The following is a 13,779-nucleotide window of genomic DNA, read 5'->3' as shown; positions in this document are numbered from 1 at the left end:
TTAATCTGTTACGTTATGCTAATGATTATTTAACGAAGGGAAAGATGCTTATCTTTAAGATCATTCTATTCATTCATATTTTCGCTGGAGCAATATGTCTTATTAGTGGAATAGGTGCTATGTCTTCAAATAAAAAAAGAGGTATGCATACAATTTGTGGTGAAATTTATCACAGTTCATATGTTGTACTCTTTGTCACATCCCTGACAATGGCAATATTGAATTGGGAAAGCAGCGCATATTTATTTTTCATTGGGATATTTTCATATTCTTTCGCATTTATAGGCTATCTTGCTGGTAAGAAGAAATGGAAAAACTGGATTGCATCTCATATTAGCGGGATGCTCGGTTCCTATATCGCTATTTGTACTGCAATTCTTGTAGTGAATGTACCCAATATAACTATCTTGAATGAATGGAACCCATTAATTTTTTGGTTTCTTCCAAGCATTATAGGTTCACCGCTGATAATTTTGGTTGGACAGAAGTATAAAAAATCCAATTCAATCTAAATGCAGTCCAAAAAGCTCCTACAAATTTATTTAACAAATCCCAACACAAAAAAAGCCCCTCGATTAAGAGAGGGGCTTTTAACAATGGAGGAGTACCACTTAGGGGGTAGTACAATAATATAATTATCGCCAATCAAAAACATTTATATTCATTGTTATTCGGCAAACAAGTTAGTGTATAAGCTTAATTATCTGTGTTAGCATATATCTACTATTTCAGAGATGCCAACCATGGTTTGTTGTTGGTAATTTGTAATTTTTATTTCCTAATCTCAATACCAAGTACAATATTCGTCAACTCCACTATTCATAGCGCCTCGCTTTTTCCACTTACTAGAAAAAGTAAAGCTTCCTCTGCACAATAGATAGCTAATTTACAGTCCCCTGCCTCGCCTACACCAGTTCATTCATTTCAGACTGGGCTAAATCACCAGCTGCTTTCACACGAATACGGGTTGCATTCCCAGGCATATATGCTAAAGGTACATCTTCTATGTCGACAATAACAAGCGTTTCGGGATCGGCTCCGGCGCTGATCGCTTCTGACATCGCTATTTCCTTTGCCTGTTCCAATGCTGTTTCCCTTCCTATTTCAGCTAGTGCATATACTTTTTCAATCTGCCCGCTAACCTGGGAGATAGCCGACCCAATAGCATTTGCTACACCTGAATGTAATGGGCGTATGACTTCAGATGCACCTTTTAATTCCTCAGGTAAAAGGATGCTTCCACCTCCAACGAGAATGACAGGCACTGGTGCAGCACTTGTTTTCATCTTATCAATAGCTTCTTCGACCAGATTGACCATATTTAAATAGACTCTATTTAATAATTCCTTATCAAGATGAGCCACTTTTGAAGCATCCCCAAGTTCCACCTTTCCAAGAGCCACGGCAACATCAGTTGTCGTTAAAGTATCACCTCCGAAAATCAAGGCTTTTTCTGGCAGTCGGTAACCGACACTGTCCGGTCCAATTGTGAACTCTCCATTATCTCCTATGCGGACTATTGTCCCTCCGCCAAGTCCAATCGAAATTAAATCAGGCATCCGGAAGTTTGTTCTGGCTCCTCCAATCTCTACTGCCAAAGAAGATTCCCTTGGAAACGATTGAACTAAAACACCAATATCTGTTGTTGTCCCCCCAACATCAACAACGATTGCATCTGTTAACTCACTCAAATAGGATGCTCCTCTTAATGAGTTAGTCGGACCGCAAGCAACAGTGAAGATTGGGTATTTAACCGCATATTCAATTGACATTAATGTCCCATCATTTTGGCAAAAAAATACTTTTGCCTCAATTCCTTCATTCTTCAGTGCATTGATGAATCCGTCAGCAGTTGTTTTAGCGACGTTTACGACAGCAGCATTAAGAATCGTCGCATTTTCCCTTTCCAGTAAACCGACTGAACCAATTTCTGAAGATAAAGAAATTGAAATTTCTTCTCCCAGTACTTCTTTGAAAATTTCACTTGCTCTTTGTTCATGTGTTTGCGATACAGGTGAGAAGACAGAAGTAATCGCGATGGAATCCACTTTCCCATTGATTTCTTCGGCAATTTGATACAAACGAGCTTCATCTAATTCAACAATCTCCCGGCCATCATATTCATGTCCGCCGCGGATTAGGTATACGTATTTTCCGAGTACTGCACAGAGGTCTTCAGGTACGCCGATCAGCGGCTTAACTGCTAAAGTAGCCGGAGCACCAATACGGATTGCTGCGATTTTGTTTAATCTCTTTCGTTCAACGATAGCATTTGTACAATGGGTCGTACCCAGCATTGCATATTTAATTTGCTCCCGCGGAACCTTTGCGTCATCGATTATTTTTCTCATTGCTGTATAGATGCCAATGGAAACATCCTCCGTTGTATGCGATTTTGTTTCCGAAATGACCTGATTATATTGATCTAAAAGCACTGCATCTGTATGGGTTCCCCCGACATCAATTCCTATTCGATAAACACCCATTATACTAGTCCTCCTTTTTTCACTAGTTCTTCAACAGGAACATAACCAACTTCATAGCCAAAGTATCTTGGGCCGACAGCTTCAATTCCCTTTTCCGTTCGCCACTTTGGATGGCATGGCATTCCGATCACCACGCATCTTGCTCCATATCTGATACCTTCAGTAGTGATTGGCAAGCCTGTTTCTGCATCAAGCACGGCAATCAAATCTGGAGTGACACAAAGCAAGCGTTTCTCTGTCTGTGCAATTAAATGTTCATTTTGGAATCGCACCTCGAGTTTTTCACCCTTATACTCATTGATTCCCTCGAATGTTGCCACACCTCTAGCAAATCCCGCCTCTGTCTTGCGATTGATATCACTCACTTTTCCACGGAACAATTCAAACCCGTCCGCCTTATTCAACACTTCTTTTATTGGATCAACATTGTTTTGCTTTGCAAGCCTTATTGTCTTACCGATTTGTTCTTCTAAACTTAGTATATTTCTAATTCCGCTTTCCTTTATATTCTTTCCTGTCATTGGATAGATGGCTGTCATGGTTGAACCGCCCATTTCAATCGTTGCTGCGCGGGCAATCCTTTCTGTCCAGACATTGTTTATGGTTGAGAGCAGTGAAGTATTGCCTTTCTCATCCGCAAGGACCATCGGAGTAGCTGCAATTCCATCCAAATAAAAAGTGACCATCTGCAATTCCGGGAATGCTCTTCCCATTCCATCAACATCCACCACAGGCAAGCCAAGCTTGGCAGCAAGTGCAAGGGGCACCATCGAATTCACTCCGCCTGCTTCAATCGGCATCGTTGCAAAAATCTTTTTTCCTAAATAAGATTCGAGGTTTTTGAAAGCGGCTGTTGCTTCTTCACCACTTGGAGCTTTTTCCAACATAACCGTCGGTGCTCCCATCATTGCGGAAGGAACTACTAATGCGTCATCAGGAACTTCATCCACATCCAACAATGTGATTTCCCCGTATTCTTCGATTGCCTGTAAAGCCATTAGTTTACCAATGTAAGGATCTCCTCCTCCGCCCGTTCCGAGTAAAGCCGCACCTACTGCAATATCTTCAATTTCCTGTTTACCTAATCTCCTCATTTTCTCAAAACCCCCGATTTTCAAAAATTATGATGCGATATGATCCCTATTCTCTTTTTTCCCTTTGATGGATTTTATAAAAAACACACCTGCGTAATAGATAATGCCGCTTATTAGAAGGGAATTGATAGATGGTATGCCAACTGTAATAAAATAGCCGCTTGCAAATCCTGCTGCCCAGGCAACTAATGTAACTGGATTCAATTTTTCAGGCTCAGATGGCAAAGTTCCTTTCTCCCTGCTTTCATCAAGAGCTTTTCGATACGTTTTTAGCACGAAGTAATCTACCACCATAATTCCAGCTATTGGAGGTATCATGATTCCAAGTAAAACAAGGAAGTCTACAAATCTATCGAGAATGCCCATTATGGAAAGCAAAGTGCCGATAGCACCAATTACAAGTGTAACGAGTCCCCGATTCATCTTGACCTTAAAAACCGAATCGAAAATATTAGTAAAGCCAAGAGAAGAGGAATATAAATTTACGTTATTAATTTTCACTGTGGAAAAAACGACAACTGCAGCGCCAAGCCAGCCAGACGTTTGTAGCATGATGCTGACAACATCGCTCGTTTTTGCTGCATGGGCCATTAACACAGCGATCATTCCTACACCAAGTTCACCCACTAGAGTACCAATGGTAGTCATCCAAAAAACATCCTTACCGTTTCGGGCAAACCGACTGAAGTCAGGTGTGATTACGGCACCAATAATGAATCCTCCAGCAACCATTGTTGCACCCACGCCCAGAGAAAGACTCTCTCCCGGGGGCGGCGTTCCCATTAAACTGAAAATGGAATGATCACTGAGAACTTGATAGATGCCAATCCCTACCACCAATAGAAAGGCAGGAACGGTAATTTTGGCTGTCATGCTTAACAGCTTAAAACCAAATATAACCAGTACAGTTACGCCTAATCCGGTAATGGCAGCTGCAATTGGGAGGGTCAATTTACCGTCGGTGGCTTCAACCAATCCATTAGCAAAAACAGTGTTCTGTACTCCAAACCAGCCAATTGTACAAAAAGCAATGACCGCGCCAATGATACTCGAACCATACCTGCCGAATCCTGTCCAACGCGACAATAGACTAGTTGAAAGGCCTTCACGCGCACCGGCATAACCGATTAGAAAACTTATAACTTGTAAAATGACACTTCCAAACATCATGGCCCAAAACGCCTGCCAAAAAGTCATTCCGTATCCTAATGCTGCACCTAGCATAAATTGAGAAAGCGTAGCTAGGGCACCGACTCTGACAATCATAATATCCCACATTGGCAATCTCGCATTTTGTGGAACTCTCGATAGAGAGTAATCGTCTCCCAACTTCTTATTATCCTCCATAAATTCACCCCCTATGAATTACTCCTCAGCCTTATCGATCAACTTGGAGATTTCCCTGCCTTTAAAGCTATCTTGAATATTTAATATCCAGAATATTCCGTTAATTTATTTTACAAGAGTAGGTGGTTTTCTTTTTCTTAAAAAGAGTTTATGAACTTTTTACTCTCTGTTTAGAAGGTGGAGTCATGTAGGTCAAGCGGCTTTGTTTAACCCCCATAGCAATTAAAATTTCAAGCATCTTTGTAGCTGCAAATGCGGGATCAATAACTGGAACATCATAACCTTTTTGCGATAATCGTTCCTGAAGCTCCGCTGCAACACCCATAAAGCCTGTACACCCTAACACTAAAGCATGGGCATTGTCATGTTCAATCGCCTTTAACATTTCTTCAAACAACGCACTTTTTAACTTTTCCTTGTCTTGAACTTCCAGAACAGGAATATTTACATATCTAATGGAGGCGACATTCCCATCTACACCTAGAGTTTTACTTATGTTTTCAATCATGGGGACAACATTAGGCAGCACCGTTACAATAGAAAAGGATTTTGCTAATGAGCTCGCAACAAGCATGGAAGACTCACATGGCCCAACAACGGGAATATCCAATATTTCTCTTGCAGGCTTCACACCCGGATCTCCAAAACAATCACTAATTACACCCTCATACCCCTCTTCTTCAGCCTGCTTTGCTTTTTCCAGAAAATTAGGTATACAAAGTGCTTCATCATATTCGCTTTCAATTGATTCAGGTCCATAATCAAGGTTGCAAACTCCTACTTCAGTGTTTTCAGAAACATAAGATTTAATCTCTCTTCTAATTTCTTCATTAAAAATATCCGATATAACCGGCATGATCACTTTAATTTTCATTGGAATACACTCCTTTTTTTTAATAGACTCGCTGAACCATTTTTATTTCCTTGTCATGGTTTTATTATTTATATCACCCCCTTTTAGCAACAAATCCATTTCTGCCATCGTTATGACTTCACTTTTTTATTATTCACTTTTGGACATATTTCCTCTCTATATCACTAAACATGGAACTGATGAATCGATCTGCAATCTGAACTTGTTCCATTAAATCTTGTCCCTCATACAAGTTTATTCCCCAGAATAATCCATTCCCGAGTAAAACAAATTGCTTAATGATTTGGTCCACTTCGCCTGCGGTAATGCTCGGATACCTCTGCCTCAATAAATCCTCAAGTGAACTGGCCATCCAATCATTAAAATGCAACAAATACTTTTGTAAATATAGTTTAATTTCTGGAATGGGTGACGTAACTAACGATATATACGCCATGGTCCCGCGCTCATCTTCTTTGTGATACTTAACGATCCCATGAAGCATTTCACTAAAAATTTGATTAACTGATCTTGAACTTGTATTAGCTAAAATTCGTTTCATTTCGGCTAAATGGTTATCAAGTAATTGTTGAAAAGCGGCGATAAATAATTCCTCTTTGTTTTTATAAAAAAAATAAATGGATGCTGGTTTTATTCCCACTTCATCCGCAATTTTCTTCATGGTTGCTCCTTGATATCCATGTAGTGAATAATGCAAAAGGGCTGCATCTATCAATTCTTGCTTTTTCAATTCATCCCCACCTAACGTTTATTAGGTAAATTATATAGCGTATTTTTCGGAAAAACAATAATTTTCTGAAAATTTTATCGAGATGAATAATTATTCTTTTGAATAACAGCAGTTGCACAGGGATCAACACATTGACCTAAAGACGGGAAATATTGTAATCTAGTAAGTTCTTAACGTTAATTCGAGACAGCCGATTCTTGGTTCAAAAATTATTTTGCTTATAACTCCTAATAAAACAAAAAATCCATTAATCATTTAATAATGAAAAATGGATTTTAATAAACTTTTATAAGATTCTAGTTATAGACCCAAATAATTCGTTTAATGAATTTTGAAAAAAAACTATTTTTCCAATTCAAATAACGAAGCATTTGGCCACAATGTCTTGTCTAAATCATCCAGATAAGGAACTTCTTTTCGCACCTCGGATATAATCGAAAAATCCACATCATGAATTAGAATATTCTGCTCTGTTCTTGAAGCTTCACATAGGACCTCACCGGTCGGAGCAACAAGTTTACTCTTTCCGCAACTCCCCTCATTAACCGTGTTTACGCCAAGAATATAAACCGTATTATCAAGTGCACGTGCCGGTAGTTGAATATCCCATCTTGTTTCAGCTCCGTAACTCCATACTGAAGGAACAATAATAAGTTCTGCACCTTGAAGAGCTAGAATTCGGCTAGGTTCAGGAAATTCAATATCTGCACAAATAAGAACACCTATTTTTCCTTTCGATGTTTCTATTGCATTATAGACTTTCTCACCAGGAGTAAATATTTCCTTCTCTCTTCCCCATAAAAATGATTTTCGATAAGTGGCAATGACTTCCCCTGTTGACTCAATTACAGCTAAGGATATGTAAAGGTTTCCATTTTCCCCCTCAACAAAAGGTACGATGAGTATTACTTTTAACTCTTTAGCGAGCTTTTGGAATATTGAAACAGTCTCTCCAGTCGAAACCTCTTGCAGCGATTGGAATTGCTCCTTCGATAAATAGTAACCACTCACCCAAAGTTCAGGTAATACGATTAATTCAGCTCCCTGTTTAGCAGACTCTTCAACCATTTCTATACAATTTTTAATATTTTTATCCCTTTCTCCAGGGATAGCTTGTAATTGAACTGCAGCAACCTTAATCAACAAAAGCACATCCTTTTCTGCAAATGAAAATTATCAGATTTTTTAGAAACCTGTGTTTAATTTAATAATATTTTATTTTATTTAATTAAGCAATGATTATTTCTTTTGGTATATAATTTTGAATTTTTTATTTCAAAAAATCTAAAAATTGTGTAAACTATAATCAATCCAGTTTCGGTTAGGGTAATGTAAACTTTTACACAACATTTTCAGGGAGGTCTTACATGAAAAAACAACAGAATGATTTAGAACAATCACTCAGTTCTCGTCACATGTCAATGATTGCTATCGGAGGCGTCATTGGTGCAGGTCTTTTTGTAGGTAGTGGCGCTGCCATACATAAGGTCGGGCCTGGCATCTTGGTTTCTTATGTAATTGCTGGTGTTTTAGTGTTCTTGATTATGAAGAGCCTTGGTGAAATGGCCACTTCCAATCCATCAAGTGGTTCATTTTCAGAATATGCCCGGGACGCAATTGGCCCTTGGGCAGGTACAACAGTTGGGTGGCTTTATTGGTTTCAATGGGTTGTCGTTATTGCCATTGAAGCCATTGCAGGTGCAGCCATCATCAATATGTGGTACCCAGGTATTCCTTTATGGTTTCTTGCTTTGGCCTTGACAATCGCTTTGACTTTAACAAATATCTATTCAGTGAAATCCTTTGGAGAATTTGAATATTGGTTTGCCATGATTAAAGTAGCGAGCATCATCGCCTTTTTGATTTTAGGCGTATCTTATATATTCGGATTTTCAGGAGAATCGACGGTTGGAATATCTAACCTTGTACAAAACGGGGGATTTTTCCCTAATGGTGTAAGTTCCGTCTTCGTGGGAGTCATCACTGTATTTTTCTCTTTTGCCGGTACAGAAGTAGCAACCATTGCAGCAGCTGAATCAAAGGATCCTGTTAAGTCTGTCTCTAAAGCTATTAATAGTACAATTTGGCGTGTTTTGATCTTTTATGTAGGCTCAATAGCCGTAGTTGTGACATTACTTCCTTGGAATTCTGCCAATGTATTACAGAGTCCATTTGTTGCCGTTTTAGAAAACCTAGGCATTCCTTTTGCAGCTCACCTCATGAATTTCATCGTACTAACTGCTGTTTTATCATGTCTAAATGCTGGATTATATACAACATCCCGAATGCTTTTCTCTTTAGCTAAAAAAGGGGATGCCCCTCAATATTTTAGTAAGTTGAATAATAATGGCGTACCTGCCAGAGCTGTTTTTGCAGCTACCATATTTTCTTATATTGCTGTAGTGATGAGTTATGTTTCGCCTGAATTAGTTTTTCTGTTTCTCGTTAATTCATCAGGAGCGATTATATTACTAGTTTATTTGGTTATTTCCATTTCTCAGTTGAGGATGAGAAATAGATTAGAAAGAGAGAATCCTGATGCTCTGAAAGTGAAGATGTGGTTGTTCCCATATTTGACATATACGACGATCCTGGGGATTTCCATCATTTTAATTTCAATGGCTTTTATCGATTCTACAAGAAGCCAACTATATTCAACACTTCTACTAACTGGGGTAATTATTGTGTTGACTCATTTTTTCGGGAAAAAGAACATCAGTAGCGCAGAAGAGAAAAGTAAACTATCCAGTAATTTGCCTCCTTTGAAATAAGCTAAGGCAAACTATCATTATGTGATTAATTAAAAAGCCTTACTTTTCCAATGTGGAAGAGTAAGGCTTCTTTCTATTCCATTTTCTTTCTTTGAAAAACATCAAAATGACTCCAGATGTCTTCCAAAACTTCTAATCGCTCGTGTATATCTTCCTGCTTCTCTTTTCCGACAAACATGATCAAAGCATTAATCAAGCTTAATGGTGCAACGAAAGAGTCAATGAAGCTGGGCATCTGACTGGATGCTGTCAACGGAATGTCCGCATGGGGAATAAGCGGTGAGAGTAAATTATCAGTAATGGCAATTGTTGTCGCATTTTTTTCCTTTGCAAAAGAAAACATTTGAATTGTACTTTTCGTATATCGTGCAAAACTGACACCAATCACTACATCTTCTTCGCTTAAATTATATAACTTTTCCGATGAATTCTCCAATGACTGCAGAAGTTCCACATTATTTAAAACAATTTGAAGATAATATTCCAAAAACACGCCCAGGGAAGTGGCACTGCGGTTTGCGATAACATATACTCTTCTCGCTTGTAATAAGCATTTCACTGCTTCATGGAATGCATCTTCATCCAATTTCTCCATAGTGGATTTAATGTTTGCGATATCATCTTGGAAAACTTCGTATACCCCTGAAGACTCTTTATTGTAAACCTTTTGGGACATCTTTAATCTCTCTGTCGTTGTCAGCTGCTGCTTAACGGAATTCTGCATATACTGCTGCATCTCTGGATAGCCTGAATAGCCAAGCGAGGTTGCAAACCGCACAACAGTGGCATCACTGACCCCTGCCATTTTCGCTAATTTTCCAACTGTAAAAAAAGGAACGGTCGTTTGATTCTCTAATATATATGTAGCTATTTTCACGTGGGACTTGCTCATTTCCCCTATTTGTCCAGCGATGTTTTGATAGACGTTTGACATTAAAAAGAGCGCCCCTTTATTTATATTTATGTATTGTAGGAGTATCTATTTCCTTTTTGTGAATGATTATAATTTAACAATAGGTTTTTTCATCCTTTATTGTCAAGTTAATTGCAAGTACCATGGTGGAATTAAAAAAGGCCGATCAATTGAAATCGCTTTGATCGGGCCTTTTGCTTTTCTTCTAACACTCAGTTAAACTGAATTATTTCAGGATCCGTCCAATGGCTTCATCATGCGCTTCCACAGTTCGAAGAATATCTTCCTCCGTGTGTACGACAGACATCGAATAACGATTAAGCGGCTTTGTATAAATACCTAATTTTAATAACTCATAGTCAATCTCTTTTCTTAATTTCGTGTTTGCCCTGCTCATATCACGATAATTTTTAATCTGGCCTTCGGCTAAGATAATGTTAAAGATACTGCCCATACCGACTGTTTGCATGTTTAAGCCATGTTTTTTATACACATTCTCAAGTTCCTTACGTAAAGATTGCGTCTTAGTAAACAAATCTTCCATTGTTCCTTCTTGTTCCAATAAGTCAATAGTTGCTAAACCGGCAGCCAAAATGGTTGGATGACCATTGTATGTTCCACTATGATATAACGGATTTTGTTTATCTGCATTATCTGCTCCAGCTGTTAAAATATCTCGTCCGCCTCTAGCAGAGGTAATCATCATTATTTCTTTTTTACCTCCAATGGCCCCTACTGGGAATCCGCCGCCCAGAACTTTTCCTAATGTAGTGATATCCGGTTTAATGCCATATACTTTTTGAGCTCCCCCAATCGATATCCTGAATCCTGTTTTTACTTCATCGAAAATAAGCACTATATTAAGTTCTTCTGTTATTCTACGAAGTCCTTCCATGAATTCTTGTTCAGCAGGTATGAACCCTCCTTGAATTGGCTCTAAAATAACACCTGCTAATTCATGTGCATGGGCACGTAAAATCTTCTCGGTAGATTCTAAATCATTGAATGGAAGAATGACGGTATTTTCAATATAGTAATCTGGTAGTCCTCTTGATTCTCCTACCGCTTTAGGAGCTGTTGCGTTACCTGCTTGATCCATATCAGGGTTAACACTCACTAATACTTGATCATATCCTCCATGGTAATGTCCTTCAAACTTTGCCAATTTCGGTTTTCCGGTATACGCCACCGCCGTGCGAATTGCAAGAAGTGTAGCTTCCAAGCCTGAATTCGTATAACGAACCATTTCAATACCAGGATATAACTCTACTAATTTTTCCGCCATTGTTGTTTCCATCTTGTGAGGCGTACCGAATATGGTAGTTCCAGACTCTAACATTTGTTTTGTCACAGCATCAAATACTTGTTGATGACCATGACCTAATATAAGAGCTCCATAACATAATAAATAATCGATATATTCATTGCCATCTACATCATATAACTTACTGCCTTTTCCTTTTTCCATCATTAATGGATGTGGCGGAAAGTATTTAATATGTGCTGTGACACCGCCTGGAATCACGTCACAAGCTTTTTCAAATAAATCAGCTGATTTATTTGTTTTTTCTGATAATGTTTTTTTGTCGTGTAGTATCATAATTAATTTCCCCTTTATATAGATTTTTTTCATGCGAAGTATTTATAAATAATAGAAGAGATTTTTTTAAATCTAATCAAACTTCTATTAAATGTGGATATTTTTCAGACCAAACCCTGATATTCAATTGATTAAGCAACCAGGTCCAGCCCGATCATAAGAAGATAAAGGATAATAAGCTATACACTTTGAAATTGCTTCCACCAACCATCATTTCCAGCTTCTCATTCACTTCCTGTTCTAACCAATAGTAAATTTTCTCATTATTAAAATAAACATTTCATTATAAAATATAATATGAAATAAATATTACAAAGTCAAGGTTAATAAGGAGATTTTTACTTATTTTTAAGATCTCAGAAATATAAATGCTAGCCGGATGAAGCAATTCAATCAGAAACAATTTCTCAATGAATAAGCTGTAATCTATATTTTCGACGAATATCGGACTTTAATGAGCAAACGCCAATTAAGCGCTCCAAGAAATGGCGCGCTTAATTGGCGTTATTTATCATGCTCTTCAATCATGTCTGTGTCTCCTTGGCCTCTACCGCAGCAATTCTATACCACCGTCGTTATTTGGGGATGCTGCATCTATTACATATTTTTAGAGGTTCATCAGGAGGTGCTCAGATCCCTACAACATTTTAAACTAGTAAAGAAGAAAAATGAGACTGAAACCACGGAGTTTTCTGCATTGAACGGAGCTCAACTATATTGCTGAACTTTTAAGGCAAAGATTTTCTTTTCGGTCCCTATTACACCTCTCCCTCCTTATAAATTTAAGGAGGGAGAACGCCCATTTAGCACGCTACATTTTTAAAATGAGAGGTTCCCTTTAAATATTTTCACTTTTATATTTTGATTTCGTTCTAATGAAGGAGAAAATTTTAGAATACGTAACTGCACTTACATTGTTTCATAGTTTTTTATTTCAAATTCACTTAGGGGTCGATTAATCGACTTACTCAATTTATTAATAAGCTCTTGGTAATCCTTAGTATCATTTGGATCTATACCTTCCTTGACGTTTAGTATCTCGTATCGGTCATACTGTTCTGGAATAAGTTTTCCGTCTACATGGATATAAAGCCTATATTTGATCCTCAGATTCATAAAAATACCATCTCCTTTACTATCAGTTCGATATAAGGAGCTGTTTTCCTGCAAAAAAATACTCTAATGTGGCCTCCACTAACTATTCATTTTTTTAATCAGAATGATAAGTAGTTCGTATTATCTCAAAACCTCTCTTTTTATATTCGCGATGAGCGCACGAACAGTTAGGAGGAATTGTTATATATATAAGAGAACAGCATATTAATAAATATACTTTATTGAATTTACCTGAATTTTTTTGTTTTTACTGCATAAATTGTTCAATACGAAAAAACTAGTGTATATGGGGGTTTTTTAATGAATCATCCCGAGTCAGTATTAGAAATGTATAACTATCACTCGTGGGCAAATGTGGTCATCATCGATCGGTTAAATGAACTTCCACAGCACATTTATCATAAGGAAATTCAGAGTGGTTTTTCGTCGGTATCAAAAGTGTTGTCTCACATTTATCTCACAGATTATGCGTGGTTTGACATTATCTCAGGTAAAAGTATGGATGAAGCAATGGCATCTTCCAATCAATTAAGAGAAGAAGTGGAAAAGAAAAGTATTGAGGAAATGAAAAAAATATTTTTAGACTTATACGAAAGAAACAAAGCACTTCTGAGTACAGAGGATATGGAAAAGATAATTGTCGTGGATAACCCATATGCTGGGTTGCTTGAAACTACCATTTCCGAATCGGTATTACACGTTGTCACACACGGATCATATCATCGTGGCAATATTGCTACCATGTTGCGGCAAATGGGGCACACTTCAGTTATGCAAGATTTTGGCCTTTACCTTTATTCAAAATAAAAAAACAAACTATATCCGATTCCTGAATAAGGGGATGTATC

12 protein-coding genes are annotated in these 13,779 nt (G+C 37.9%); 3 read left to right on the top strand and 9 right to left on the bottom strand.

Annotated elements, in window-relative coordinates; genetic code table 11:
• The first annotated feature begins 44 nt into the window (after positions 1-44).
• Positions 45-512 carry a DUF2306 domain-containing protein gene (locus tag MKY17_RS09725; RefSeq protein WP_339201765.1) on the top strand — a complete coding sequence of 156 codons (468 nt, stop codon included), beginning with the start codon at positions 45-47 and terminating at the stop codon, positions 510-512.
• A 393-nt stretch (positions 513-905) separates the two neighbouring features.
• Here the strand turns inward: MKY17_RS09725 and MKY17_RS09720 are convergent, their stop codons facing one another.
• From MKY17_RS09720 to MKY17_RS09695, 6 genes are all read right to left on the bottom strand, one after another.
• Entirely contained in the window at positions 906-2,486 is a 1,581-nt protein-coding gene (locus MKY17_RS09720) for a hydantoinase/oxoprolinase family protein (protein ID WP_339201763.1), read from the bottom strand.
• The gene (locus MKY17_RS09715; RefSeq protein ID WP_144528655.1) at positions 2,486-3,580 is read right to left on the bottom strand and encodes a DUF917 domain-containing protein; all 1,095 of its coding nucleotides are present in this window, start codon (positions 3,578-3,580) and stop codon (positions 2,486-2,488) included. The genes MKY17_RS09720 and MKY17_RS09715 overlap by 1 nt, the downstream gene beginning before the upstream one ends.
• A gap of 27 nt (positions 3,581-3,607) precedes the next feature.
• Entirely contained in the window at positions 3,608-4,927 is a 1,320-nt protein-coding gene (locus MKY17_RS09710) for a cytosine permease (protein ID WP_339201761.1), read from the bottom strand.
• A gap of 148 nt (positions 4,928-5,075) precedes the next feature.
• Positions 5,076-5,801: an aspartate/glutamate racemase family protein gene (locus MKY17_RS09705; protein ID WP_144528656.1), complete on the bottom strand. Its 726-nt coding sequence runs from the start codon at positions 5,799-5,801 to the stop codon at positions 5,076-5,078.
• A 133-nt stretch (positions 5,802-5,934) separates the two neighbouring features.
• A complete protein-coding gene (locus MKY17_RS09700) occupies positions 5,935-6,531 on the bottom strand; it encodes a TetR/AcrR family transcriptional regulator (protein WP_339201760.1) in 597 nt (198 codons plus the stop codon).
• Between the two features lie 342 nt (positions 6,532-6,873).
• Positions 6,874-7,683 carry a nitrilase-related carbon-nitrogen hydrolase gene (locus MKY17_RS09695; RefSeq protein ID WP_339201759.1) on the bottom strand — a complete coding sequence of 270 codons (810 nt, stop codon included), beginning with the start codon at positions 7,681-7,683 and terminating at the stop codon, positions 6,874-6,876.
• 215 nt (positions 7,684-7,898) lie between these two features.
• Here MKY17_RS09695 and MKY17_RS09690 point away from each other — a divergent pair, with 215 nt between their 5' ends.
• Positions 7,899-9,302, top strand: coding sequence for an amino acid permease (locus MKY17_RS09690; protein ID WP_339201758.1), 1,404 nt, complete (start codon positions 7,899-7,901; stop codon positions 9,300-9,302).
• A 73-nt stretch (positions 9,303-9,375) separates the two neighbouring features.
• Here the strand turns inward: MKY17_RS09690 and MKY17_RS09685 are convergent, their stop codons facing one another.
• The 3 genes from MKY17_RS09685 to MKY17_RS09675 form a co-directional block, all read right to left on the bottom strand.
• Entirely contained in the window at positions 9,376-10,236 is an 861-nt protein-coding gene (locus tag MKY17_RS09685) for a MurR/RpiR family transcriptional regulator (RefSeq protein WP_144528660.1), read from the bottom strand.
• A 205-nt stretch (positions 10,237-10,441) separates the two neighbouring features.
• Positions 10,442-11,815 (bottom strand): aspartate aminotransferase family protein, encoded by a 1,374-nt coding sequence (locus tag MKY17_RS09680; protein WP_339201757.1) that lies wholly within the window; start codon positions 11,813-11,815, stop codon positions 10,442-10,444.
• A gap of 909 nt (positions 11,816-12,724) precedes the next feature.
• On the bottom strand, positions 12,725-12,931 hold the full coding sequence (locus MKY17_RS09675; protein ID WP_141994726.1) for a hypothetical protein: 207 nt from the start codon (positions 12,929-12,931) through the stop codon (positions 12,725-12,727).
• Between the two features lie 300 nt (positions 12,932-13,231).
• Between MKY17_RS09675 and MKY17_RS09670 the strand changes: the two genes are divergently transcribed.
• On the top strand, positions 13,232-13,738 hold the full coding sequence (locus MKY17_RS09670) for a DinB family protein (RefSeq protein WP_098372800.1): 507 nt from the start codon (positions 13,232-13,234) through the stop codon (positions 13,736-13,738).
• The last annotated feature ends 41 nt before the right edge of the window (positions 13,739-13,779 follow it).

This window comes from Peribacillus sp. FSL P2-0133 (assembly GCF_037975445.1).
Lineage (GTDB): Bacteria > Bacillota > Bacilli > Bacillales > DSM-1321 > Peribacillus > Peribacillus simplex_E.
This window is presented reverse-complemented; position numbering and strand designations above follow the sequence as displayed.

Bases quoted from the DNA above. Each gene is read 5' to 3' on its own strand.
- MKY17_RS09725 (WP_339201765.1), top strand. From the start codon at position 45: ATGCTTATCTTTAAGATCATTCTATTCATTCATATTTTCGCTGGAGCA.
- MKY17_RS09720 (WP_339201763.1), bottom strand. From the start codon at position 2,486: ATGGGTGTTTATCGAATAGGAATTGATGTCGGGGGAACCCATACAGAT.
- MKY17_RS09715 (WP_144528655.1), bottom strand. From the start codon at position 3,580: ATGAGGAGATTAGGTAAACAGGAAATTGAAGATATTGCAGTAGGTGCG.
- MKY17_RS09710 (WP_339201761.1), bottom strand. From the start codon at position 4,927: ATGGAGGATAATAAGAAGTTGGGAGACGATTACTCTCTATCGAGAGTT.
- MKY17_RS09705 (WP_144528656.1), bottom strand. From the start codon at position 5,801: ATGAAAATTAAAGTGATCATGCCGGTTATATCGGATATTTTTAATGAA.
- MKY17_RS09690 (WP_339201758.1), top strand. From the start codon at position 7,899: ATGAAAAAACAACAGAATGATTTAGAACAATCACTCAGTTCTCGTCAC.
- MKY17_RS09685 (WP_144528660.1), bottom strand. From the start codon at position 10,236: ATGTCAAACGTCTATCAAAACATCGCTGGACAAATAGGGGAAATGAGC.
- MKY17_RS09680 (WP_339201757.1), bottom strand. From the start codon at position 11,815: ATGATACTACACGACAAAAAAACATTATCAGAAAAAACAAATAAATCA.
- MKY17_RS09675 (WP_141994726.1), bottom strand. From the start codon at position 12,931: ATGAATCTGAGGATCAAATATAGGCTTTATATCCATGTAGACGGAAAA.
- MKY17_RS09670 (WP_098372800.1), top strand. From the start codon at position 13,232: ATGAATCATCCCGAGTCAGTATTAGAAATGTATAACTATCACTCGTGG.